Source organism: Streptomyces sp. NPDC058198 (assembly GCF_042882605.1).
Lineage (GTDB): Bacteria > Actinomycetota > Actinomycetes > Streptomycetales > Streptomycetaceae > Streptomyces.
The window spans coordinates 1,043,854-1,066,570 of sequence record NZ_JBHVVP010000001.1 but is presented as its reverse complement, the minus strand read 5'-3'; the positions used below and the strand labels follow the sequence as shown (position 1 = coordinate 1,066,570).

General features: G+C 71.1%; 21 protein-coding genes and 1 riboswitch. Of the genes, 11 read left to right on the top strand and 10 right to left on the bottom strand.

What is annotated here, in order from left to right:
* The first annotated feature begins 83 nt into the window (after positions 1-83).
* From shc to ACFVWW_RS04800, 6 genes are all read left to right on the top strand, one after another.
* Entirely contained in the window at positions 84-2,087 is a 2,004-nt protein-coding gene (shc, locus tag ACFVWW_RS04825; protein ID WP_384333227.1) for a squalene--hopene cyclase, read from the top strand.
* Positions 2,087-2,752 (top strand): 1-hydroxy-2-methyl-2-butenyl 4-diphosphate reductase, encoded by a 666-nt coding sequence (locus tag ACFVWW_RS04820; protein ID WP_384191080.1) that lies wholly within the window; start codon positions 2,087-2,089, stop codon positions 2,750-2,752. The genes shc and ACFVWW_RS04820 overlap by 1 nt, the downstream gene beginning before the upstream one ends.
* Positions 2,753-2,757: 5 nt before the next feature.
* Complete coding sequence (hpnH, locus tag ACFVWW_RS04815; RefSeq protein ID WP_384191083.1) at positions 2,758-3,777, top strand: adenosyl-hopene transferase HpnH; 1,020 nt, start codon at positions 2,758-2,760, stop codon at positions 3,775-3,777.
* 151 nt (positions 3,778-3,928) lie between these two features.
* A complete protein-coding gene (locus ACFVWW_RS04810; protein ID WP_386875944.1) occupies positions 3,929-5,365 on the top strand; it encodes an aspartate aminotransferase family protein in 1,437 nt (478 codons plus the stop codon).
* A gap of 86 nt (positions 5,366-5,451) precedes the next feature.
* Complete coding sequence (locus ACFVWW_RS04805) at positions 5,452-6,075, top strand: helix-turn-helix domain-containing protein (protein ID WP_384333220.1); 624 nt, start codon at positions 5,452-5,454, stop codon at positions 6,073-6,075.
* Positions 6,076-6,099: 24 nt separating this feature from the next.
* Positions 6,100-6,291: a DUF6126 family protein gene (locus tag ACFVWW_RS04800; protein ID WP_384191090.1), complete on the top strand. Its 192-nt coding sequence runs from the start codon at positions 6,100-6,102 to the stop codon at positions 6,289-6,291.
* A 43-nt stretch (positions 6,292-6,334) separates the two neighbouring features.
* Here the strand turns inward: ACFVWW_RS04800 and ACFVWW_RS04795 are convergent, their stop codons facing one another.
* Positions 6,335-7,147, bottom strand: coding sequence for a tyrosine-protein phosphatase (locus ACFVWW_RS04795; RefSeq protein ID WP_386875942.1), 813 nt, complete (start codon positions 7,145-7,147; stop codon positions 6,335-6,337).
* Between the two features lie 442 nt (positions 7,148-7,589).
* Positions 7,590-7,749: riboswitch (cyclic di-AMP (ydaO/yuaA leader) on the top strand.
* Positions 7,750-7,753: 4 nt separating this feature from the next.
* Here ACFVWW_RS04795 and ACFVWW_RS04790 point away from each other — a divergent pair.
* Together ACFVWW_RS04790 and ACFVWW_RS04785 are read left to right on the top strand one after the other, a co-directional pair.
* Positions 7,754-8,656: a peptidoglycan DD-metalloendopeptidase family protein gene (locus tag ACFVWW_RS04790; protein WP_386875941.1), complete on the top strand. Its 903-nt coding sequence runs from the start codon at positions 7,754-7,756 to the stop codon at positions 8,654-8,656.
* Positions 8,657-8,826: 170 nt separating this feature from the next.
* Positions 8,827-9,651, top strand: a complete 825-nt coding sequence (locus ACFVWW_RS04785; RefSeq protein WP_384191097.1) for an SGNH/GDSL hydrolase family protein — start codon at positions 8,827-8,829, stop codon at positions 9,649-9,651.
* 25 nt (positions 9,652-9,676) lie between these two features.
* Here ACFVWW_RS04785 and ACFVWW_RS04780 read toward each other — a convergent pair whose 3' ends face one another.
* The 5 genes from ACFVWW_RS04780 to ACFVWW_RS04760 all read right to left on the bottom strand — a co-directional run bounded on the left by ACFVWW_RS04780 (position 9,677) and on the right by ACFVWW_RS04760 (position 14,924).
* A complete protein-coding gene (locus ACFVWW_RS04780; RefSeq protein WP_386875939.1) occupies positions 9,677-10,522 on the bottom strand; it encodes an STM4011 family radical SAM protein in 846 nt (281 codons plus the stop codon).
* Positions 10,523-10,528: 6 nt separating this feature from the next.
* Positions 10,529-11,911, bottom strand: coding sequence for an STM4012 family radical SAM protein (locus ACFVWW_RS04775; RefSeq protein ID WP_386875937.1), 1,383 nt, complete (start codon positions 11,909-11,911; stop codon positions 10,529-10,531).
* Positions 11,908-12,720 (bottom strand): STM4013/SEN3800 family hydrolase, encoded by an 813-nt coding sequence (locus ACFVWW_RS04770; RefSeq protein WP_384191126.1) that lies wholly within the window; start codon positions 12,718-12,720, stop codon positions 11,908-11,910. Before ACFVWW_RS04770 ends, ACFVWW_RS04775 begins: the two co-directional genes overlap by 4 nt.
* 1 nt (position 12,721) lies before the next feature.
* On the bottom strand, positions 12,722-13,897 hold the full coding sequence (locus ACFVWW_RS04765) for an STM4014 family protein (protein ID WP_386876744.1): 1,176 nt from the start codon (positions 13,895-13,897) through the stop codon (positions 12,722-12,724).
* Positions 13,898-13,970: 73 nt separating this feature from the next.
* Positions 13,971-14,924: an STM4015 family protein gene (locus ACFVWW_RS04760; RefSeq protein ID WP_384333208.1), complete on the bottom strand. Its 954-nt coding sequence runs from the start codon at positions 14,922-14,924 to the stop codon at positions 13,971-13,973.
* Positions 14,925-15,086: 162 nt separating this feature from the next.
* Between ACFVWW_RS04760 and ACFVWW_RS04755 the strand changes: the two genes are divergently transcribed.
* Together ACFVWW_RS04755 and ACFVWW_RS04750 are read left to right on the top strand one after the other, a co-directional pair.
* The gene (locus ACFVWW_RS04755; protein ID WP_386875935.1) at positions 15,087-15,425 is read left to right on the top strand and encodes a hypothetical protein; all 339 of its coding nucleotides are present in this window, start codon (positions 15,087-15,089) and stop codon (positions 15,423-15,425) included.
* A 111-nt stretch (positions 15,426-15,536) separates the two neighbouring features.
* A complete protein-coding gene (locus tag ACFVWW_RS04750; protein ID WP_386875933.1) occupies positions 15,537-16,538 on the top strand; it encodes a DUF6745 domain-containing protein in 1,002 nt (333 codons plus the stop codon).
* A 77-nt stretch (positions 16,539-16,615) separates the two neighbouring features.
* Here the strand turns inward: ACFVWW_RS04750 and ACFVWW_RS04745 are convergent, their stop codons facing one another.
* From ACFVWW_RS04745 to ACFVWW_RS04730, 4 genes are all read right to left on the bottom strand, one after another.
* Positions 16,616-17,494: a carbohydrate kinase family protein gene (locus ACFVWW_RS04745; protein ID WP_386876742.1), complete on the bottom strand. Its 879-nt coding sequence runs from the start codon at positions 17,492-17,494 to the stop codon at positions 16,616-16,618.
* Positions 17,495-17,655: 161 nt separating this feature from the next.
* Positions 17,656-18,276, bottom strand: coding sequence for a TetR/AcrR family transcriptional regulator (locus ACFVWW_RS04740; RefSeq protein ID WP_384333205.1), 621 nt, complete (start codon positions 18,274-18,276; stop codon positions 17,656-17,658).
* Between the two features lie 23 nt (positions 18,277-18,299).
* Positions 18,300-19,487 (bottom strand): Glu/Leu/Phe/Val dehydrogenase dimerization domain-containing protein, encoded by a 1,188-nt coding sequence (locus ACFVWW_RS04735; protein ID WP_386876740.1) that lies wholly within the window; start codon positions 19,485-19,487, stop codon positions 18,300-18,302.
* Positions 19,488-19,552: 65 nt separating this feature from the next.
* Complete coding sequence (locus ACFVWW_RS04730) at positions 19,553-21,181, bottom strand: 5-guanidino-2-oxopentanoate decarboxylase (protein ID WP_386875931.1); 1,629 nt, start codon at positions 21,179-21,181, stop codon at positions 19,553-19,555.
* Between the two features lie 287 nt (positions 21,182-21,468).
* On the opposite strand from ACFVWW_RS04730, the gene ACFVWW_RS04725 reads away from it, so the two are divergent.
* A complete protein-coding gene (locus ACFVWW_RS04725) occupies positions 21,469-22,686 on the top strand; it encodes an MBL fold metallo-hydrolase (protein WP_384191120.1) in 1,218 nt (405 codons plus the stop codon).
* Positions 22,687-22,717 lie beyond the last annotated feature (31 nt).

Sequence of the window (22,717 nt, the reverse complement as noted above, 5' to 3'; positions counted from 1 at the left end):
GCAGTCGCCGTCCACAGCCGTAGGCACCGGACGACGGAGACCCCAGGCACAGCAGAAGCACACCACTGCACGAAGGGGAAGCCATGACAGCGACGACCGACGGAAGCACCGGGGCCATGAGACCCCGAGCAGCCTCGGCCAGCGGACCAACCGATGTCCCTCTCGCCCCCGGCGGTGACCTACGGGTCGCCGCCGAGCGGGCCACCGCACGATCCGTCGAGCATCTGCTCGGCCTGCAGGACGCCCAGGGCTGGTGGAAGGGCGACCTGGAAACCAATGTCTCGATGGACGCAGAGGATCTCTTACTCCGTCAGTTCCTCGGGATCCAGAACGCGCGCACCACCGAGGCGGCCGCCCTCTTCATCCGGGGCGAGCAGCGCCCGGACGGTACCTGGGCCACATTCCACGGCGGACCGGGTGAACTCTCCGCCACCATCGAGGCGTACGTGGCCCTGCGGCTGGCCGGGGACCGCCCCCACGATCCGCACATGGCACGCGCCGCCGGCTGGGTCCGGGAACAGGGCGGCATCGCCGCGAGCCGGGTCTTCACCCGCATCTGGCTCGCCCTCTTCGGCTGGTGGAAATGGGACGACCTCCCCGAACTCCCGCCCGAGCTGATCTTTTTCCCCAAGTGGTTCCCGCTCAACATCTATGACTTCGGCTGCTGGGCACGGCAGACCGTCGTTCCGCTCACCATCGTCTCGGCGCTGCGGCCCGTACGGCCCGCCCCCTTCGCCCTCGACGAGCTGCACGCCGACGCAGGCAACCCCAACCCGGCCAAGCCGCTGGCGCCGGTGGCCAGTTGGGACGGCGCCTTCCAGCGCCTCGACAAGGCCCTGCACGCGTACCACAAGGTCGCGCCGCGCCGACTGCGCCGTACCGCCATGAACGCGGCCGCGCGCTGGATCATCGAACGGCAGGAGAACGACGGCTGCTGGGGCGGGATCCAGCCACCCGCCGTCTACTCCGTCATCGCGCTGCATCTGCTCGGGTACGACCTCGACCACCCGGTCATGCGCGCCGGACTCGAGTCGCTCGACCGCTTCGCCGTCTGGCGCGAGGACGGCGCCCGGATGATCGAGGCCTGCCAGTCCCCGGTGTGGGACACCTGCCTCGCCACCATCGCGCTCGCCGACGCCGGCCTGAGCCCGGACCACCCGGCGCTCGTCAAGGCTGCCGACTGGATGATCGGCGAGCAGATCGTCCGACCGGGCGACTGGGCCGTCCGCAGGCCCGGACTCACCCCGGGCGGCTGGGCGTTCGAGTTCCACAACGACAACTACCCCGACATCGACGACACCGCCGAGGTCATCCTCGCGCTGCGCCGGGTCAGGCACCCCGACCCCGCGCGGCTCGACGCGGCCATCGAGCGCGGCGCCCGGTGGAATATGGGCATGCAGTCGAGGAACGGAGCCTGGGGCGCCTTCGACGCCGACAACACCAGCCGGTTCCCCAACCGGCTGCCCTTCTGCGACTTCGGCGAGGTCATCGACCCGCCGTCCGCGGATGTCACCGGACATGTCGTCGAGATGCTCGCCTACGAGGGCCAGGCCCATCACCCCGGCACCCGGCGCGGAATCGACTGGCTCCTCGCCGAACAGGAGACCAACGGAGCGTGGTTCGGGCGCTGGGGCGTCAACTACGTCTACGGGACAGGGTCGGTGGTGCCCGCGCTGACCGCCGCCGGGCTGCCGCTCACCCACCCCGCGATCCGACGCGCCGTCAGCTGGCTCGAATCCGTGCAGAACGACGACGGCGGCTGGGGCGAGGACCTGCGCTCGTACCGCGAGGAGCGGTGGATCGGGCACGGCGCCTCGACCGCCTCCCAGACCGCCTGGGCGCTGCTCGCGCTCCTCGCGGCCGGGGAGCGCGAGGGCAGGGCCGTCGAGCGGGGCATCGGCTGGCTCACCGAGACCCAGCGGGAGGACGGCTCCTGGGACGAGCCGCAGTTCACCGGCACCGGCTTCCCGTGGGACTTCAGCATCAACTACCACCTCTACCGCGAAGTCTTCCCGCTCACGGCCCTCGGCCGGTATGTCCACGGAGAGCCCCTGGCTGCCCGCGCGGGCAGCCGCAAGGGGGGCTGATGGCGCGGTCCTCAGGACCGGCCGACGCCCCGGCCGGCCCCCACGCGGCGCTGCTGATCGCCTGCGCGCTCGGCATCGAGCGATTCGCCCTGCGCGGCGGCGGCCACGGCGACGCACCGGGGCCGGTGACCGTCCTCCGTACGGGCATGGGGCCCAAGAACGCCGAGCGCGCCGTGGCACGTGCGCTCGGAGAGCAGCGGACCAGGGACGCGGCCGTCATCGCGGCCGGATTCTGTGCCGGGCTCACCCCGGGGATGAACCCGGGGGATCTGATCGTCGCCGATGAGACCCGGGGCCCGTACGGACGCACGCCCTGTACGGGCACCGGGCTGCTTGTCGACGCGCTGACCCGGGCCGTACCCGGCCGCACGGTCCACACCGGTCCACTGACCGGCTCCGACCATGTGGTACGCGGCCATGAGCGGGCCGAACTGCGCACCACGGGGGCGGTCGCGGTGGACATGGAGTCCGCCGCCACGCTCCGAAGTGCTCTGAGCGCCGGGCCCCGCCCGGTTGCGGCCGTCCGGGTGGTCGTGGACGCTCCAGAGCATGAGCTCCTCCGTATTGGCACAGTGCGCGGTGGAATATCAGCCTTCCGCGTTCTCCGTGCCGTCCTGCCGGCTTTCTATGAATGGCACCGTTCTTTGCTGCTCCCCAGGAGGTGAGCTAGATGGCCATGCCGCTTCGTCAGACCATCAGGGTCGGGACGTACCTCTTTGAACAGAAGCTCCGCAAGCGTGAGAAGTTTCCGCTCATTGTCGAGCTGGAACCCCTCTTCGCCTGCAATCTGAAATGTGAGGGCTGCGGCAAGATCCAGCACCCGGCCGGCGTCCTGAAGCAGCGTATGCCCGTTGCTCAGGCCGTCGGGGCGGTGCTGGAGTCCGGGGCGCCGATGGTTTCCATCGCCGGCGGCGAGCCGCTGATGCATCCGCAGATCGATGAGATCGTCCGGCAGCTGGTGGCCAAGAGGAAGTACGTCTTCCTGTGCACCAACGCGATGCTGCTGCGCAAGAAGATCGAGAATTTCACTCCTTCGCCGTATTTCGCCTTCGCCGTTCATATCGACGGCCTGCGTGAGCGGCACGACGAGTCCGTCGCGAAGGAGGGAGTGTTCGACGAGGCGGTGGCGGCCATCAAGGAAGCCAAGAGGCGCGGCTTCCGGGTGACCACCAACTCCACCTTCTTCAACACGGACACTCCGCAGACCATCATCGAGGTGCTCAATTACCTGAATGACGATCTGCGGGTGGACGAGATGATGATCTCGCCCGCGTATGCCTACGAGAAGGCCCCCGACCAGGAGCACTTCCTGGGTGTCGACCAGACCAGGGAGCTGTTCAAGAAGGCGTTCTCCGGCGGCAACCGGGCACGCTGGCGCCTCAATCACTCGCCCCTCTTCCTGGACTTCCTCGAAGGAAAGGCCGACTTCCCCTGCACGGCGTGGGCCATTCCCAACTACTCGCTCTTCGGCTGGCAGCGACCCTGCTATCTGATGAGCGACGGGTATGTGCCGACCTACCGTGAGCTCATCGAAGAGACCGACTGGGACAAGTACGGCCGGGGCAAGGACCCGCGCTGCGCCAACTGCATGGCGCACTGCGGCTACGAGCCGACCGCCGTCCTCGCCACCATGGGCTCCCTCAAGGAGTCCCTGCGGGCGGTCCGTGAGACGGTCGCCGGCTCGCGCTGACGGGACGACCGCTGGAGAGCCTGTCGCACCGGGGCTCCCCGAGCCGCCGGCCCGGCCGATCGCGACGCGCCGTTCATGGCGCGTCCGGGCCCGGCCGGCGGCGGCCGGTGGGGGGCGGTGCGGCAGGCCCGGCACACAAGGAGAGCACGGAATGACCCAGCCCAAGGAGTCCGCGCAGCTCAACGAGGTCAAGGAACTCAAGCAGCCGAAGGGCTTCGACCTCACCCAGCTTCTCGCGGAGCGCGGCGCCGAGCGCTACGAACTGCACGCCAAGTACCTCAACCACCAGCTCCCGCGCATGCTGCACACCATCGGCTTCGACCGGGTCTACGAGCGGGCCGAGGGCGCCTACTTCTGGGACGAGGACGGCAACGACTATCTGGACATGCTCGCCGGCTTCGGCGTGATGGGGCTCGGCCGGCACCACGCCGTCGTACGCAAGGCCCTGCATGATGTCCTCGACGCCTCGCTCGCCGATCTCACCCGCTTCGACTGCCAGCCGCTGCCCGGACTGCTCGCCGAGAAGCTGCTGGCCCACTCCCCGCATCTGGACCGGGTGTTCTTCGGCAACAGCGGTACGGAAGCGGTGGAGACCGCCCTCAAGTTCGCCCGGTACGCGACGGGCAGGCCCAGGATCCTGTACTGCGCGCACGCCTTCCACGGGCTCACCACGGGATCCCTGTCGGTCAACGGCGAGGACGGATTCCGGGACGGCTTCGCACCGCTGCTGCCCGACACCGCCATCGAGCTCGGCGATCTCGACGCGCTGGAGAGGGAGTTGAAGCGCGGCGACGTGGCCGGGTTCATCGTCGAGCCCATCCAGGGCAAGGGGGTGCACGCGACGCCGCCCGGCTTTCTGCGCGCCGCCCAGGACTTGCTGCACCAGCACAAGGCGCTGCTCATCGTCGACGAGGTGCAGACCGGTCTCGGCAGGACCGGTGACTTCTACGCGTACCAGCACGAGGAAGGGGTGGAGCCCGATCTCGTCTGTGTGGCGAAGGCGCTCTCCGGCGGCTATGTGCCCGTCGGCGCGACCCTCGGCAAGGACTGGATCTTCAAGAAGGTCTACTCCTCGATGGACCGGGTGCTGGTCCACTCGGCGAGCTTCGGATCCAATGCGCAGGCCATGGCGGCGGGCCTGGCCGTGCTGTCGGTGATGGAGGACGACAAGATCGTCGCCAACGCGCGGGCGACCGGCGATCTGCTCAGATCACGGCTGGCCGCGCTCGTCGGCCGCTACGAGCTGCTGCACGAGGTACGGGGCCGGGGCCTGATGATCGGCATCGAGTTCGGCCGGCCGACCTCGATCAAGCTGCGCAGCCGCTGGACCATGCTGCAGGCGGCCCGCAAGGGACTCTTCGCGCAGATGGTGGTCGTGCCGCTGCTCCAGAAGCACCGCATCCTCACCCAGGTCTCCGGCGACCATCTGGAAGTGATCAAGCTGATTCCGCCGCTGACCATCGGCGAACGCGAGGTGGAGCGCTTCGTGGACGCCTTCACGGCGGTGATGGACGACGCCCATGGCGGTGGCGGACTGATGTGGGACTTCGGCAGGACACTGGTGAAGCAGGCCGTCGCCAACCGGTAGGACGCGGGTTCGCACGCGGTGGACGCCGCATTTGCCTCCGGGGCAAGAAAGTTGCCCCGGAGGAAATATTTTGGCCCAATGGAGGGATGAGCACTCCTCCCACCGGAGAGCCGACGGGCGAGCTGCCCGACGAGCTCCCCGATGTCGCGCCACGCCTGCGCGAGCTGCGCCGTGGCCGCCGCCTCACCCTGGAGACCGCCGCCGGGCGGGCGGGGCTGTCCCCCGCCCATCTCTCCCGGCTGGAGACGGGCCGCCGGCAGCCCTCCCTGCCCATGCTGCTGGCCCTGGCCCGTATCTACGGGACGACCGTCTCCGAGCTGCTCGGGGAGATCCCGCCGGAGCGCGACCCCATCGTCCGCGCCGGCCGGACGGAGCCCGTGGAGGCGGACGGCTGGACGTACCACCAGGCGGGCGGCTCGGGCCGGGCCATGCAGCCGCTGCGCGTCCAGGTGCCGTACGGGGCGCAGGGTGACCTCGTCCGCGTACACCCGGGGGAGGAGTGGCTCTATGTCCTCGAAGGACGGCTGCGGCTGAGCCTCGGGGACGCCGTGCATGTACTCGGCCCGGGGGACAGCGCGCACTTCGACTCGCTCACACCGCACCGGATCGCGGCCGCCGGGCCCGCCGGGACCGAGCTGCTCTTCGTCCATACCCTGCTGCAGAGCCCCGCCGCCGAGCTGTGCCTCGGTGGCGGGGCCCATCGCCGCTGACCTGCCAGAGAAAGGCCAGTCACCATGTCAGAGAATCCAGCCGGGAACCCGGCCGCGACGCCTGCCGAGCCGGAAGCCCGGCCGGCGCGCGTCGCGCATGAGGAGAAGTCGTTCCCCCGGGGGCTGGTGATCCGGCTCTTCGCCTATCTGGTGGCCGGCCATCTCTTCGCGGGCTTCCTCTATCTGCTCTTCGAACTGGGAGCGCGCGGGCAGTAGGGGCGGCGGCGAGGGCCGGGGCGGCCGGTCCGCCGCCGCGCGGTCAGCTCTCGTCGAGGAGGCGGGCGCGCAGCCGCTCGCGGGTCTCGGGGGCGAGGCCGAGGCCCTCGGTGAGATAGCGGTCGGTGGTGCCCCAGGTCTTCCCGATGGTCTCGAAGGCCGCGGCGAGATATTCGGCGCGGGCGTCGAAGAGCGGGCTGAGCAGCTCCATCACCTCGGGGGACTTGCCGGCGGGAGAGTTGTCGCTGCGGCGTACGAGATAACGGCGGTGCGGGTCGTTCGACTTCAGATAGTCGGCCTCGATCGCCTCGGGCTCGACCCCGACCGCGAGCAGGGACACGGCGATGGAGAGACCGGCCCGGTCCTTGCCCGCCGCGCAGTGCATCAGCGCCGGGACGCTTTCCTCGGCGAGGGCGTGCAGCACCCGGCTGTGCTCGGCGACGCGGTCCGTGATGATCGCCCGGTACGAGTTGATCATCCGGTCCGCGGCCTTGCCGTCCGACAGGAGCGAGCGCAGCTGGTCGAGATCACCGTCCCGGACCATCTTCCAGAACTCGGCGCCGTCGGTCGGGTCGGTGAGCGGAATGTTCACATTTCGCACCCCGGCCAGCTCCACGTCCACGCCGTCGAGCTTGAGGTCGGCGGCATTGCGGAAGTCGAAGACCGTGTGCAGGCCGAGGGAGGAGAGGAAGGCGGCGTCGGCCGCGGTGGCGTTGGCGAGATGGCCGCTGCGGAAGAGCCGTCCGTACCGAACCCGTCGGCCGTCCGTGGTCGGCAGCCCGCCCACGTCACGGAAGTTGCGCACTCCGGACAGCTCGGGCTCGGTCGACGGGACCTGCGGCAGCTGCTGCGTCACGGCCTGCTCCTCCGTGTCTGCCGTCGGCGCTGCTCGCCGACGATGTCGACTCCTGACCCTACGACATCTGTTCGCACGGCAATCAGTTCGACCGCACGGGATGCAGATTGACATTATTCGGACATCACGCACAGGTTGATATCGCCCAAATCATCATCTGTCCGTATTGAGATATTTAGCCCAAGATGCCCCGGTCGAGGGGGAGATGGGCCTCGACCAGTGAGCAGGATCATATCCGTGACGTTGCGTGGCTGTACCAAGAAACGGAATTGCTGCCTCACATGGAATCCGAAGATCGGTAATCCACGCAGGGTGACCGGAATTCCCGGGTGATATCGAAGCGGGTGTCATCGGCGGAAATCAGAGGGCTTGTTCAGGCCGTCCCGACTCGCCTACGTTCACCCTCAATCCGAGCGGAACGCCAAATCCTGCCGCCGCTCGGAATTCGCACTCACCCATCCACGCGTGGCAGGAGCGGGGAACCCAGGTAGTACGCCGGCCCTTAGGCCAGGACCGGCTTGGGGTGAAGTCGCGCAGCACGCGCGGCCGGGCATCTCCAGCCCGAACCCGACAGCTTACCTCGCAGGCGCCGGAGAGGAATTCGTCATGCCCGGTAAGCATCGCCGTCCCAAGTCCAACCCGATTGCCCGCGGATTCATCGTTGCCGGCGCGGGCGGGGCCGCCCTCGCGCTTCCGCTCATGGGCGCCACCGGTGCGCACGCCGCCGAGAAGGCCGCGCCGCAGTCCGCCTCCGTCGCGCACACGGCCCAGAGCCTGTCCGCCTCCGCCAAGTCCCCGAGGCTCTACACCGTGGTCGCCGGCGACTATCTGTCCAAGATCGCCCGCGACCACAAGGTCCGCGGCGGCTGGCACAAGCTGTACAAGGACAACCGCAAGGCGATCGGCGCCGACCCGTCGCTGATCCACCCCGGCCTGCGGCTCACCCTCGGCGCCAAGGCCGGAGCCGCCCACTCCGCGACCCCGGCCACGACCTCCAGCAAGCCCACGAAGCCCGCGGAGCCGTCCGAGGAGCCCTCGGAGCCGTCCACCGTCACGGAGCCCACCGCCCCGGCCACCGAGACCCCCGTGCCGAGCAGCGATGCCGGCTTCACCCTGCCCATCGACGGCGGGCAGCCCAGCACGCCGTACCACGCCTCCGGCAGCAGCTGGTCCAGCGGCTACCACACCGGTGTGGACTTCTCGGCCTCCACCGGCACCGTGGTGAAGGCGGTCGGCGCGGGCACCGTCGTGACGGCCGGCTGGGGCGGCTCGTACGGCAACCAGGTCGTCATCCAGCACAGCGACGGCCACTACTCGCAGTACGGCCACATGTCCTCCCTCTCCGTCTCCGCCGGCCAGACCGTCAGCGAGGGCCAGCAGATCGGGCTCTCCGGCGCCACCGGCAATGTCACAGGACCGCACCTGCACTTCGAGATCAGGACCGGCCCGGAGTACGGCTCGGACATCGACCCGCTGGAATTCCTCCGTCAGCACGGCGTCTCCATCTGATCGGTGAAGCCCTGATATGGCATCACCTCCGCCCGGCACCCGGAGTGCCGGGCGGAGATCATTTCGCGTATTCCCGCTTGGGTGAATCTTGACCGATGGCATATCTCACCCACCGTCAACTCCTTCTTACGGTCGCGTAGGTCACATCCACGGGTGAAAGATGTGCTGCTGTGGCAGACGATTCGAGATCAAGAAGAAGAGGCGTATTCGGGTCGTACACGGCGATCGGTGACAGCTTCACGGAAGGCGTGGGAGATCCGGGGCCCGACGGGCTGTATGTCGGCTGGGCGGACCGCCTCGCGGTTCTGCTCGCGGACCAGCTTCCGGTCTCCGGCGAGACGGCGGACGCCGTGCACGGTGATTTCCGGTACGCCAATCTCGCCGTACGCGGCCGGCTGCTGGACCAGATCGTCGACGAGCAGATACCGCGCGCGAAGGAACTCGGCCCGGACCTGGTGACCTTCTGCGCCGGAGGCAACGACATCATCCGGCCCGGCACCGACCCCGACGATGTCGCCGAGCGCTTCGAACGCGCCGTCGCCGACCTCACCGGCGCCGTGGGCACCGTCATGGTGACCACCGGCTTCGACACCCGGGGCGTCCCCGTGCTGCGCCATCTGCGCGGCAAGATCGCCACGTACACCGCTCATGTACGGTCCATCGCCGACCGCTACGACTGTCCCGTGCTCGACCTCTGGTCCCTCAAGTCCGTCCAGGACAGGCGGGCCTGGGACGGGGACCGGCTGCATCTGTCACCCGAGGGACACACCCGTGTCGCCCTGCGCGCCGCACAGGTGCTCGGCCTCGACGTGCCCGCAGACCCGGACCAGGTGTGGCCGCCGCAGCAGCCGCGCGGCACGTTCGAGGTGCGGCGCGACAACATCCACTGGGCACGGGAGTATCTGGTGCCCTGGATCGGGCGCCGGCTGCGCGGCGTCTCCTCCGGGGACCATGTCGCGGCCAAACGGCCCGATCTGCTGCCGCTGAAGCACTGACGGCGGGGGTGTGCCGGGCGCCGCGCTACGCCCCCGCCGGGATCCGCTCCAGTACCCCGCCCGCGAAGACGTCGTACAACGGCAGCGTCTCCAGATGCACATAGCCGATATGACAGTCGCACACAGCCAGCGGGCAGGCCCGAGGGCCGAGCGCCCGCCGGTACGACCCGTCGTAGAGATTGCCCAGCTCGGCGCGGACGAAATGGCAGCGCCGTACCGTACCCTCCCCGTCCACCGAGATCACCGACTCACCCGTACGGCACGGCAGACCGGCCGAGCGGTGCGGATGACGGCTGTACGGGAAGAGCGGATCGAGCTCCGTCCAGCGGGCGGCCTCCTCGTCCGTATAGCTGTGCCCCTCGGCCGCGTTGATCCAGAGATAGATGTGCCCGGGCAGCTCGGCGCGCAGCCGTCGGGCGTGCTCCTGATGGCCGGGAAGGCCGACGACGCCCACGCTGAACCGGATGCCCCGGTCGGCCAGGTCATGACACTTCGCCAGGAAGCGGTCGTACGGCGTCTGGCCCGGGTGGTACGTGCACCACAGGGCCAGCGTCCGCGGGTCGGCGTCCGCCAGCCAGTCGGTGCGGCAGCTGAGATTCGTCTGGATGGCCACCCGGCGGACATGCGGCAGCCCGGACAGCTCGGTGAGCGCCCGCCGGTACCAGGAGCGGACCAGACCCTCGCCCCAGGGGGTGAACAGGACCGACAGCCGGTCCTCCGTCTGCGCCGACGCCCAGGCGGTGAAGCGCTCCAGGGCAGCCCGGTCGGCGCGCAGCTGCTCGCGGCTGTCGCGCCGCTTGGCGAACGGGCAGTACGGACAGTCGTAGTCGCAGGAGGAGAGCGGGCCGCGGTAGAGGATCGTCAGGTCCACGGGGTCTCACTTCGCTTCGTACGTGGCCATCGCGGCCCGTACGGCGGGAGAGAAGAGCGCCGGGCCCAGGGCGTCCGAGTGGGCGAGCCCCTCGGGGGAGAGCCGCAGCAGCCCGGGGCCCGCGCCGCCGTCGAGCCAGCCGAGCGCCGCGAACCGGCCCAGCTCGGCCGGGAAGTCCTCGGCGGGGCCGCTGCCGAACCGCTCGCGGTAGCCGGCCACTTCCATGCCCCCGGCCTGTAGGAGCGACTGGAGGAGATGACGACGGCGCGGCTCGTCACCGTCGACCCGGTAGCCCACCTCGGCCCGTGAGAAGTCCTCCGCCACTGTGTACGCGTCGATGATCGTCCGTATCTCGCGCATATCGACGGCGTAGTCGAAGGAGTAGTGCAGCCCCGAGGTGTACGAGCGGGCTCCGCAGCCGAGGCCGATCATGCCGTCGGTCTGGCAGGCGTGGTCGTCGGCCCCCTGGGACGGGGAGCCGGGGCGGCGGAACATCCGCATGGACACCTGCTCGTAGCCCTGTGTGAGGAGGTGATCGCGGCCCTGCCGGTAGAGCCGCAGCCGCTGCGCGTCCCAGGCCGCGTCGCTGGCCGTGCCGATCCTGCCGAGGCCGGTCAGGGGCCGTACGTACAGGGGATAGAGGTACAGCTCCTCGGGTTGCCAGGCGAGCGCGGCGTCCAGGGAGTGGCGCCAGGTCTCCTCGGTCTGGCCGTCGATGCCGTAGATGAGATCGATGTTGAGGACGGGGATCCCCGCCTCGCGGATCCGGCCGAGCGCGGCCTCGACCTCGGCGCGGCGCTGCGGGCGCACGGCGGCCTTCGCCTCCGCGTCGACAAAACTCTGGACACCGATGCTCAGCCGGGTGGCGCCGCGCTCGGCGAGCACGGCGAGCCGGTCGGCGGTGGCCGTGGCGGGGGAGGTCTCGACGGAGAGCGGGACGGCGCGCAGATCGGCGCCCATCCGCTTCTCGGCGATGTCGCAGAGCCGGTCCAGCTCATCGGGGTCGAGGTAGGTGGGCGTGCCACCGCCGAAGGCCGCGGCGGCGAACCGTACGGAGCCGTCGCCGCCGTCGCCGCTCGCGCCGCTTCCGCCGCTCCCGCCATTTTCGCCGAGCGCGTCGCGTACGGCCGTCGCCTGCCGGTCGAGGGCGTCGAGGTAACGCGTCGTCAGCTCGTCGGGAGCGCCGATCCGGGTGAAGAGATTGCAGAAGCCGCAGCGGACCTCACAGAACGGTATGTGCAGATAGAGGGAGAGGGCGTCCTTGCGCTCGCCGGCCCACAGGTCGCGCAGCGCCGGGCGGTCGTCGAGCGGGCGGTACGCCGTCTTGTGCGGATAGGCGTAGACATAACTCTCGTACGGACGGGGTGCGGTGGTGGTGGCGGTGTTCATCGGGCGGCCCCAGGTTCCAGGAAGAAGTGGGCGTACGGCACGGTCCAGACGACCTCATGGCCCAGCCGGTGCCCGGTCCAGCCGTCGTCGCCGTAGGCCGTGCCGTGGTCGGAACACACGATCGTGAAGCAGCGGCGGCGGCTGCTCGCGGCGGCGAAGAGCCGGCCTATGTGCCGGTCGACATATTCGAGGGCGGCGGCGTGCGTGGCCCGGGAGTCGCCCGCCTCCCGGGTGGCGCCGGGCAGATGGAACCAGTTGGGCTGGTGCAGCGCGGAGACATTGACGAAGAGGAACAGCCGCCGCTCGCGCGGCAGCCCGGCGACCACCCGCTCCGCCCGGTGGATCTGGGCCTCGAAGGAGGCCGGGGAGGCCACACCGAACTCCGGTTCCCAGTGGCTCTCCTGGAACATGCCGGGCAGGACGGAGCCGAGCGCGCCCCGCCGATTGAAGAAGCCGACCCCGCCGACGCACACCGTGTGATAGCCGGCCGCCGCGAGGCCCGACACCAGATCAGGGGTGTCGTAGACAAACGTCCGGTCGGCCGTGGTCTCGCTGCCCCCGAAGCGCGCGGCGAACAGCCGCGGATGCGGGCCCGGCTCGGCGGGCGTGGGCAGAAAACCGGCGAAGATCGCCTGGTGGGAGGCGTAGGTGAAGCTGCCGGGCGCGTGCCGCCGCTCCCAGCGGCCGTCCGGGAGATGGCGGGCGAGATGCGGGATCCGGCCCGCCGCGGCGAGTTCCTCCGCCACATCGAAGCGCAGGGTGTCGAGAGTGACGAGCAGCAGATCGTCCTGTCCGACGACCTCGTTCATGTCAGGTGTCCGCATGCGCGTTCCTCGGTCGTCCGGGGCGGCGGGCCGCACGTGTCGGCAGGGCGGCGAGCTGCGCCGCGTACGTGTCCAGGCCGTCGGCGCCGCTGCCGGGCAGTCCCGTGAGACCGGGCAGCAGGTCGCCGAAGGCGTTGACCTCGCCGACCGCGAACCGCCGCCAGCTCGGGGCGGGCAGCAGATCGACGCCCACGCAGTGGGTGCCGGGGAAGCAGCCGGCCGCCTCTTCGCAGACGGCGAGAGCCGCGGCCCAGCTGCCGCCGGACGCCTCGACGGCGGCCCGGACCGCGCCCAGATCCCCCCGGGCCCCGCCGAGGTGGAGATTGGTCATGGGGGAGCGGCTGGTCCGTACGACCGCGTGGGTGGCACGGCCCGCGACGACCACCACCCGCAGATCGGCCGACCGGCCGTCCTGCGCCGCCTTGGGCAGCCAGCGTTCGATGTGCAGCCCGTCGGGCGCGAGGGTGTCGACGATCGCCGCCACCTCGCGCTCGGTCGTGTAGCGGCGCACCCGCAGCGAGTTGAAGAGGCGGCCCGAGGCGTCGCGCTCGACGGAGGTGGTGGCGCACACCCGCCCGGGGCCCGCCGTCTCGACGGCGAGGACCCCGGACGCCGATGAGCCGTGGGCGAGCTTGACGAACGCCCGGCGCAGCCCGGCCGCCGCCATCAGGGCCCGCACCTCGGGCCAGCCGGACACGGCCGGAGCGCCGGATCCCGAGGCGGGTGACGAGGTGGGTGACGTGGGAACCGGCACCCCCGCCGTGTCCAGCACGCCGTGGCAGAGCCGCTTGTCGAAGAGCACCGCCAGCTCGTCCGGATCGTCGAGCAGATCCGCTCCGGCGGCGCGGGCCGCCCGGCCGAGCCCGCGGGCGGCGGCCGTGAACGTCTCGTACCAGCGCGCGGTGCCTTCGACCCGTGTCGGGTCGTCCGTACCGCGGAGCAATCGCTCCACCTCGGGGTCCTCGCCCGGGGAGTCGATCCGTACCGTCTCACCGGCCGTGAACCGGGCCTGCCCGCACAGCACATCGAGCCAGGCCACCTCCCGGGCGGCGGGCAGCCCGGCGGCCCGCACGGCGTCCTGGAACAGGGTGACGCGGCGGTTGCCGGGATTCCCGACCACGGCGAGGGTGAGATCCGTACCGCCAGGGACCGAAGCGCTCAGATCCGTAACGCCCGGGACCGAATCGCTCACAGCCGTACGGCCAGGGACCGGGCTGCTCAGGGGCGGCATCGGGTCACTCCGCCACCGCGGTGTAGCGGTGCTCCGTGCCGTCGTCCTCGGTGTCCACTTCCCCGCTGTCGGCGAGGTCGACCTCCACACCGGCGGCGCCGAGCGTGGCGAGGATCCGCTCCCGCATCGCCTCACCCAGATAGTTGTGGTGCAGATCGAGCTTCTTGAGGTGCGTGAGCGGCTGGCCGCCGAGCAGCGCCTCGGCGCCCTCGTCGCCGAGGGTGCCCATCGAAAGATCGAGGATCTCCAGACCGGCGACGACCGGGGCACCCGCCAGGGCTGTCGCGATCTCGTCCTGTATCTCGCTGTTGCGCAGCGCCAGATACCGCAGCCGGGGGAGCCGCGACCCGGCCAGGATCGGTGCCAGGTCGGCCACCTGCGCGTTCGCGCCGTACCACGAGGTGCCGAGCCAGAGGTCCAGATGCTCCAGCGCGGGCAGGTCGCTCGCCGCGACAGAGCGCACCACCTCGGCGTCCAGGCCACCCGTCTCGATGGTCAGCGAGCGCAACCGGTCGTGCCGGACGGCGGGGAAGCGCAGATCCTGGCCGCCGCGGACCCCGAACTCGCGCAGCGCGGGGAAGGCGTCGAGCAGCGGGGTCACCAGCCCCTGGTTGATCCAGGAGATCTCGCACTCGTCGAACGTGATGTCGCCGAGGAACAGGGCGCGCAGCGCCGGCAGCCGCCCGCTCGCCGCGACGAGGGCCGAGATGACCTCGCCGGGCCCCGACTCGTAGGCGTCGCTCCAGGAGCCGACGATCAGAGCCCGGACCTCGGTGGTGTCCACCGCGTCGGTGAAGCGGGTGAACGCCTCCTCCCACTGCTCCTCGGCCTCGTACGAATCGACCGAGACGCGCCAGGCCACGGAAGCCGGAGCCGGGAGCTCCGCCGTCGCTTCGGCGCCGGGGAAGTCGAACGCGGGCAGGCCGTACAGCTCCTGCAGATGGTTCGAAATGGTCATGGCGGATGCTCCAGACACCGGGTGACGTTGATCGGCTGACGTGCGAGCAGTTCTACCAAGCACCACTGACAACGCCCGTCGTCGGGGCCGGATTGTCAGACCCTCCCCTTAGCGTCGTTCACAGGTTCGGCGCACTCGGCGCCGCCGGTGGAGGGGAGAGCCATGTACCGGCAAGGAGACGTGCTCATCATGCCCGTCGCGGAAGAGACGGTGCCGTCGCAGTTCGTGGACGCCGCGGCCGCGTCCGGCGAGCCGAGGGACGCGCGCGGCCGGCTGGTCCTGGCGCTCGGTGAGGTCACCGGTCATGCCCACGCCGTGACCGGTCCCGGCCGGCTCTTCCGTGAGCCGGGTGACCAGGCCGGGCCGATGCTTCTCCATCTCCCGGACGGCGGACGGGTGGTGCACGAGGAGCACGCGGCGATACCGCTGCCCCAGGGGTGGTTCCGGGTGGTGCGCCAGCGCGAGTACCTGCCGGGCGCGGTGCGCGTCGTCGCGGACTGAGCGCGGACCTCCGTCGCCGCGCACCAGCGGCGGCACGCAACGGCACGGAAAACAGCGGTGCGCAGACACCGGACAGGGACCACAGGGACCACAGGGGACGGGGCTTCAGACATGAGTTACGTGGACACATGGCGGGCTGTCGCGGCGGCGACGGGTGCGACGGACCGGCCGGCCGCCGAGGACGGGGTGCGGCTCGCCTACCGAAGGGCGGGCCTGGCGGAGCCGGAGCGGATCATCTGGGCCGGGTCACCGCTGGCCGGCGCGCGGGCCGCGCGGTCGCTGACCGACGCAGGACGGTCGGTGCGCGATGACGTGCGCACATATCCCTGGGCGGAGGAACGGCGCAGGGTGCACGACGCGTTGGGCCCGGCCGGCTGGGCCGAGCACTGGAGCGTCACCGGCGCCCGCCTCTGGGACACCACCCGGGCGCTCGCCGAGCGGATACGCACCGGGGTCGTCGAGGCGCTCGCCGAGAAGCCCTCGGAGACGGCCGGGATCCGGACGGTGCTGCTCGACGCGGTGCTCGGGCAGCACGACGCGGCCTGGCTCGCGGCGTTCGACGGCCGCAGTGAGCGCCTCGAAGGACTGGCCGAGGTGGCGCGGCACGCGGGCTGGTGGTGGCCGTACGAACACGCCGTGGTGATCTGTGAGCGTCCCGTCGCCCTGCATCGCGACGAAGCGGGCCGTCTCGACCGCGGGGACGGCCCCGCGCTGGCCTACCCCGACGGCTTCGCCCTGTACGCGTGGCGCGGGATGCCGGTCCCGGCCGCGTTCCTGAGTGAGCTGCCGGAGCTGACTCCCGAACGGATCCGCGCCGAGGCGAACGCCGAACTGCGCCGCGTGATGCTCGAGTACTACGGCTACGACCGCTATCTGAGCGAGTCGGACGCGCAGCCCGTTCACCGCGACGAGACCGGCATACTCTGGCGGATCGCACTGGACGGCGACGAGGACGTCGTGATGGTCGAGGTGGTCAACTCCACGCCGGAGCCGGACGGGTCGCACCGCACCTACTGGCTGCGGGTGCCCCCCACCGCCAGGACGGCGAAGGAGGGCGTCGCCTGGACATTCGGGCTCGAAGCGGAGGCATACGAACCGACGAGCCAGACCTGAAAGGCCCGGACACGCCCTGCTCCGGACCCGTCCTGCCCCGGACCCGTCCTGCCCGGGGCCGCTCGGCGGCGCGTCGCTCAGGCCTTGGCCGCGAGCAGTCCGTCCTCGTCGATCAGCGCCGCGCCGCCCTCGCCCGTACAGGCATAGGCACCGGCCACCGCGCCGAGCCGGGCGCACTCCTCGAGATCCCGGCCGGCCAGCCGTCCGTACAGAAATCCGCAGACGTACGCGTCACCCGCACCGTTGGAGTCCACCACCGGCGCGGGTGGGACGGTCGCCCGGATCGGGCGCGGGGTGCGGCTGCCCTCACGGATCATCAGGTACGAGCCGCCGGCGCCCGCCGTCGCCACCACTGCCTCGGCCCGGCCCTCGCGCAGGATCTCCCGCATCACCGAGGCGATCCGCTCGCTCGCCCCCGCCGCGCTGAGAAACACCAGATCGGAGCGGAACGCGAAATCCTTGTGCTGGTCGTCGAGACCGTCCCAGTCGTGCAGATCGGTCGAGACCGGAACCCCGAGCGCCTGGATGTCATCGAAGAGGAACCGCGCGAAGTTGGTGATCGACAGATGGACATGGCGGGCACGCTCGAGATGAGGGAGATAGAAGTCGCGCGGCATCCGCAGATCGTCCGGATCCCGGGCGTCGTAGAAGGACATCCGGCGGCCCGTCTTCTCGACCAGGTTGACCGCGCGCCGGGTGCCCGCCGGGGAGATCAGGGCCTCGAAGTCCACCCCGCCCTTGGCGAGCCGCTCGCGGACCTGGCCGCCGGTCCAGTCATCCCCTATGTAGTCGAGGAACTTGACGTTCAGTCCGAGCTGCCGGCAGCCGAGAGCCACATTGCCGCCGGTGTGCCCGGGCCATTCGCGGATCGGTCCCACGCCGACCGAATCGGCGAGCGGCACGGGCAGTGAGTCGACCCGGACCACCGTGTCCACCCCGCTGCCCCCGATGACCAGCACATCGTGACCGAGTGGACCGGGCTGACCGAGCCGGTCGGCCTGCTGGTCGTGCCGGGTCCGGTCGGTGCCATCGCTCTGATCGAGCTGGTCGGTCCGCTGCTGTGCCACAGTCTCCCTCTCCGGTTCGGATGTCCGTCCGCCACACTACGGCCGCTGCCCTATCCCCCGGGGCCGTCGAGCACCGCGAGGTCGACACCCAGCTCACGGGCGAGCGCCGCGTCCGCCCACTCCAGCAGGGTGGAGCGCGACAGCGAACCCGCGTACGAGGTCATCTGGACCGCGAGCCCGTCCAGCAGCGCGGTGAGCCGCCAGGCCGCCGACGCCGGGTCCGTACACCGGAATTCACCCGTGGCCGAGCCCTCCGCGATGACCTCGGTCAGAGCCGCCTTCCACTGCTGGTCGAGATCGCGGGCCACGTCACGCAGCGCGGGTTCGCGCAGCGCCGCCGCCCATCCCTCGATCCACAGCTTCCAGCCCTTCGCCTCGCCCGTCGGCGCGTACCAGCGGACCGCGCCGTGGAGCCGCGCCAGCGCGGTGGTGCGCCGGCCGAGCAGCGTGCGCAGCTGGGCCAGATCGTCCCGGGCGGCATGGGCGAACGCGGCCGCGACCAACTTCTCCTTGGTCGAGAAGTGGTACAGCACCAGCGCGTTGCTGACGCCGAGCACGGCGGCGACATCGGAGATCCGCAGCGCCGCCACACCCCGCGCCTCGATCTGCCCGATGGCGGCGCGCAGCAGGGCCTCGCGCCGTTCCTCCACACCCAGCCGCACTCTCGCCACGCCTGCCACCCTATCCAGCAGGCTCAGCGATACCGGCCGTACCGCAGGGCGATGACCGGCAGCCGGTCGGCGACGATGGCGTGCGCGGCGGCGCGCGGAGTCGTACCGTCCGCGTCGGCGCGCTCCAGCATCCGGTCGATCAGCCCGCGCATCGCCCGGCGGGTATGGGCGAACGCCTCGTCCGCGTCCGGGCCGATATCGCCGAAGAGGGTCCACCACCACCAGGCGTTCGTACCGGAGTTGACCACGACGTCGGGCAGCACCGTGATCCCGCGCCGCGCCAGCAGCTCCTCGGCCTCGGCCAGCACCGGCATGTTCGCCGCCTCGACGATCCAACGAGCTTTGATCCGGGCCTGGTTGCCGGCATCGATGGCGTACGAGACAGCCGCGGGCACCAGCACCTCCGCGTCGACGGACAGCCACGCGTCGCCGGGCGCTTCCCGGTCCTCGGGCCGTAGCGCCGACCGGTCCACCGTGCCGTACGCGTCCCGGGCGGCGAGAAGCGCTTCGACGTCCAGGCCGTCCGGATGGGTGATGGTCCCCCGGACATCGGCCACGGCGACGATCTTCAGCCCGGCCCGGGACAGGAAGCGCGCGGTGGCGCCGCCCATGGTGCCGAGCCCCTGGACGGAGACCCGCGTCCCCTCGTACGCCGTTCCCGCCCGGTCGAGCGTGGCGAGTGCCGACTCGGCGACCCCGCAGCCGCCGACCAGTTCATCGAGACCGATGCCGTCGACCTCCACGGCGAAGGCGTCGGCGAGGCGCCGGCGGGCCTCCTCCTCGTCGTCCAGCAGCGGATGGATCGCCTGGACGGTCGAGACGAGACCGGCCTCGACGGCGGCGCTGTCCACGAGGTCCTGGGTGAGGCCCAGGTCCTCGCCGGTGGTCCAGAAGTGCTCGATGTATGGCCGCGTGGCGCGCAGAAAGCGGACCAACACGCCGTACGCACCGGGGTCGCGCGGATCGCAGTCGATGCCGCCCTTGGCGCCGCCGAGGGGGACATAACGAACCGTCGGGTCCTCCGCGTCGAAGTGCAGGGCCTCCTTCATGGTCATCCCGCGGGCGAGGCCGGTCACCTCGTCCAGGGTGCAGCCCTCACGCATCCGCAGACCGCCACTGGCGACCCCGCGGACCAGCCGGTCCACGACCAGGAAGCCCTGCCGGCCGGTGACGTGGTCCGTCCAGGTGAGCGAGATCAGCGGAGCGGTCACGGCGGTCCCGGACCCGGTCCCGGTTTCAGCCCCGGTCGCCGTCGCTGTCGTGGCGGTGTTCGTCGTCATCGGGCGGTCTCCTCGGGGACGGTGATCACGGTGGGTACGGGGGCGGCCAGCGCCCGGGTGAGGGCGTCCGCGAGCGCCGCCGGGGTGTCCACGCGCTCACCCCGCCCGCCGTAGGCACGGGCGAGCGCGGGCAGATCGACGGGGGCGAGGTCGACGGCGACCGGAGCGTCGCCGCGTGCGGCCATCTCGTCCCGGATCTCGCCGTAACCGCCGTTGTCGAACACCACGACGGGCAGGGAAAGCCGCGACTGCACGGCGGTGGCCAGCTCCTGGACGGAGAACTGGAAGCCGCCGTCCCCGCTCAGGGCGACCACCTGCCGCCCCGGGACCGCGGTCTTCGCGCCGATCGCGGCGGGCAGCGCGTAGCCCAGGGTGCCGAAGCCGGTCGGATGGAGAAATCTGCCCTCCGGGCCGACGGGCAGATGTGGGAGAGCGCCGTAGTAGCAGCATTGCGCGCTGTCGGAGGTGATGATCGCGTCGGCGTCCAGCACGGACCGTACGGCATGCAGGAAGGGCACCCAGCGGGCGTCCCGCCCGGCCGTCTCCGCGTCCCGCTGCCCCCGGAGCCGTACGACGTCGGTACGTGCCGCGTCGTCGCGCCCCGGACCGGACGCGGCCCCGGGGCCGTGCTGCCGGCAGGCGGCGAGCAGCGCCCGCAGCGCGGCGGAGGCGTCCCCGACCAGCGGATGCCCGGCCTGGAGCCCTCCGTACATCTGCGCCGGGTCGAGGTCGACCCGTACCAGCGTGCCGTTCAGCGTGGGCGGCCCGGCCGACCAGAGGTCCGATTCGGCGAGTTCGGTGCCGACGGCGACGACCGCGTCGCGGTCCGCCAGCCACCGCTGTACGGCGGGGCTGTGCAGCGAGACGCCCAGCGACAGCGGATGCGTCTCGGCGACGATGCCCTTGCCGTTGGCCGTGGTGATCACGGGCGCGCCCAGCTCCTCCGCGAGCGCCAGGCACTCGGCGCCGGCCCGCCGCGCGCCGCCGCCCAGCACGAGCGCCGGCCGCCGCGCCGCGCGCAGGGTGCCCGCGGCCTCCCGGACCACAGCGGCATGGGGCACCGTGGGCACATACGGCGGCCGGAGCTGTACGTCGCCCACCGGTTCGGCCGCCTCCAGCAGGTCGAGCGGGATCTCGATGTGGACGGGCCGCGGCCGCTCCGTACCGAACAAGGTGAACGCCCGCGCCACCGCCGCGCCGATCTCCTCGACCGACGACACCCGGTGGCTGAAGGCGGCGACGCCCCGCATCGTCTCGGTCTGAGAGCGCATCTCGTGCAGCAGCCCGGTGGACAGCCGCGGATGCCGCAGCGGCATCCCGGGGGAGACGACGAGCAGCGGCACGCTGTCCGAGTACGCCTGGCCGACGGCGGCGGCGATGTTCAGCAGGGCGGGACCGGTCGTCGTGATCGCGACACCGGGGTAACCGCTGACCCGGGCATAGGCGTCGGCGGCGTATCCGGCCCCCTGCTCATGACGGGGCGTCACGTGAGCGATCCGGTAGCGGTCGAGATGGCGGTAGATCTCCAGGTTGTGCGTCCCGGGGATGCCGAAGGCCGTACGGGTGCCGTGGACGGCGAGTGCGCGCACCAGCGCCTCGCCGCCGGTCATCGCGGACTCGGACATGGGGCCTCCAGGGGGCGACGACCCGTCGTCGCGTTGGCGTACATACGATCGAATGACTAACTGAACCGTCGTTCAGTATCGAGACCGTGATCGCCCCTGTCAAAGAGACCGCTCCGGCGGATGGGGCGTACCCGGGAATCCCGGGGGCATGGGCGATGTTGCACGGTCGTACGAGGGGGGTGGATGGTGCTTGGACACAGCGGCGGGTGGTGCTTCGGCCGGCTCGACCCGCACCGATCTACGTCCCCGGCCATAATGAGGACGACACCGAACCTCCAGGAGGTGCTGTGACAGGCGCTGGTTCCCCCCTTTCGTTGCGCGCCCGGCTGCGCTCGCTGCGGTCCGCGGCCTTCGGGGCCGACTCGGCAGGGGAGAGGCTGGAGCGGATCCACCGCTCGCCGAACTTCGTCGACGGGGTGTTCCAGAACCCGGTGGGGGCCAGGACCAGACCGTCCGGCTCGGGCCTGGAGTTCGCGAAGGTCTACTTCCAGAAGGAAGCGCGGGCGCGGCGGGCCCCGGTCGGCACCATCCCCGTGCACTCCACCACCCTCGCGGACCTCGCGGCACCCCCGCCGTCCGGCCTGCGGCTCACCTGGATGGGGCATTCGAGCGTCCTCGCCGAGATCGACGGCCGGCGGGTGCTCTTCGACCCCGTATGGGGTGAGCGTTGTTCGCCCTTCGCCTTCGTGGGCCCGAAGCGGCTGCACCCCGTGCCCGTACCGCTCGCCTCGCTCGGTCCCGTCGATGTGGTCGTGATCTCCCACGACCACTACGACCATCTCGATCTGCCCACGATCCGCGCCCTGGTCTCCACGGACACGGTCTTCGCGGTGCCGCTCGGCGTCGGCGCCCACCTGGAACGCTGGGGCGTGCCCGCGTCCCGGCTGCGCGAACTGGACTGGAACGAGTCCACCGAGATCGCCGGCATCCGGCTCACCGCCACCCCCGCGCGCCACTTCTGCGGCCGTGGCCTGCGCAATCAGCAGCACACGCTCTGGGCGTCGTGGGCCGTGGCGGGCCCTGAGCACCGGATCTACCACAGCGGGGACACCGGCTACTTCCCCGGCTTCCGTGACATCGGCGCCGAGCACGGCCCCTTCGACGCCACCATGATCCAGATCGGCGCGTACAGCGAGTACTGGCCCGATATTCATATGACCCCGGCCGAAGGCATGCGCGCCCATCTCGATCTCCAGGGCGACCGGCCGTCCGGCGTGATGCTGCCGATCCACTGGGGCACCTTCAACCTCGCCCCGCACCCGTGGGCCGAACCCGGCGAGGGTACGGTCGCGGCCGCCGCCGAAGCGGGCGCGGGGATCGCACTGCCGCGCCCGGGCCAGCCCTTCGAACCCACCACGGACGACGTGCCCACCGCCCCCTGGTGGCGCTCCGTCGCGGCCACACCCCCGGGCGGCTGGCCGGTGGCCCCCGCCCTGGCGGTCCCGGACCCCACCGACACGGACGCCGGCACCGAAAAGACAGCCGAGACCGCGTCCTCCTCCTAAGGGCTGTCCCGTAATCCGTGGTGGATCAGCG

What these genes read in the sequence shown, in the direction of transcription:
- shc (WP_384333227.1), top strand. Translation starts at nt 84, where the DNA reads ATGACAGCGACGACCGACGGAAGCACCGGGGCCATGAGACCCCGAGCA.
- ACFVWW_RS04820 (WP_384191080.1), top strand. Translation starts at nt 2,087, where the DNA reads ATGGCGCGGTCCTCAGGACCGGCCGACGCCCCGGCCGGCCCCCACGCG.
- hpnH (WP_384191083.1), top strand. Translation starts at nt 2,758, where the DNA reads ATGGCCATGCCGCTTCGTCAGACCATCAGGGTCGGGACGTACCTCTTT.
- ACFVWW_RS04810 (WP_386875944.1), top strand. Translation starts at nt 3,929, where the DNA reads ATGACCCAGCCCAAGGAGTCCGCGCAGCTCAACGAGGTCAAGGAACTC.
- ACFVWW_RS04805 (WP_384333220.1), top strand. Translation starts at nt 5,452, where the DNA reads ATGAGCACTCCTCCCACCGGAGAGCCGACGGGCGAGCTGCCCGACGAG.
- ACFVWW_RS04800 (WP_384191090.1), top strand. Translation starts at nt 6,100, where the DNA reads ATGTCAGAGAATCCAGCCGGGAACCCGGCCGCGACGCCTGCCGAGCCG.
- ACFVWW_RS04790 (WP_386875941.1), top strand. Translation starts at nt 7,754, where the DNA reads ATGCCCGGTAAGCATCGCCGTCCCAAGTCCAACCCGATTGCCCGCGGA.
- ACFVWW_RS04775 (WP_386875937.1), bottom strand. Translation starts at nt 11,911, where the DNA reads ATGAACACCGCCACCACCACCGCACCCCGTCCGTACGAGAGTTATGTC.
- ACFVWW_RS04770 (WP_384191126.1), bottom strand. Translation starts at nt 12,720, where the DNA reads ATGAACGAGGTCGTCGGACAGGACGATCTGCTGCTCGTCACTCTCGAC.
- ACFVWW_RS04760 (WP_384333208.1), bottom strand. Translation starts at nt 14,924, where the DNA reads ATGACCATTTCGAACCATCTGCAGGAGCTGTACGGCCTGCCCGCGTTC.
- ACFVWW_RS04755 (WP_386875935.1), top strand. Translation starts at nt 15,087, where the DNA reads ATGTACCGGCAAGGAGACGTGCTCATCATGCCCGTCGCGGAAGAGACG.
- ACFVWW_RS04750 (WP_386875933.1), top strand. Translation starts at nt 15,537, where the DNA reads ATGAGTTACGTGGACACATGGCGGGCTGTCGCGGCGGCGACGGGTGCG.
- ACFVWW_RS04730 (WP_386875931.1), bottom strand. Translation starts at nt 21,181, where the DNA reads ATGTCCGAGTCCGCGATGACCGGCGGCGAGGCGCTGGTGCGCGCACTC.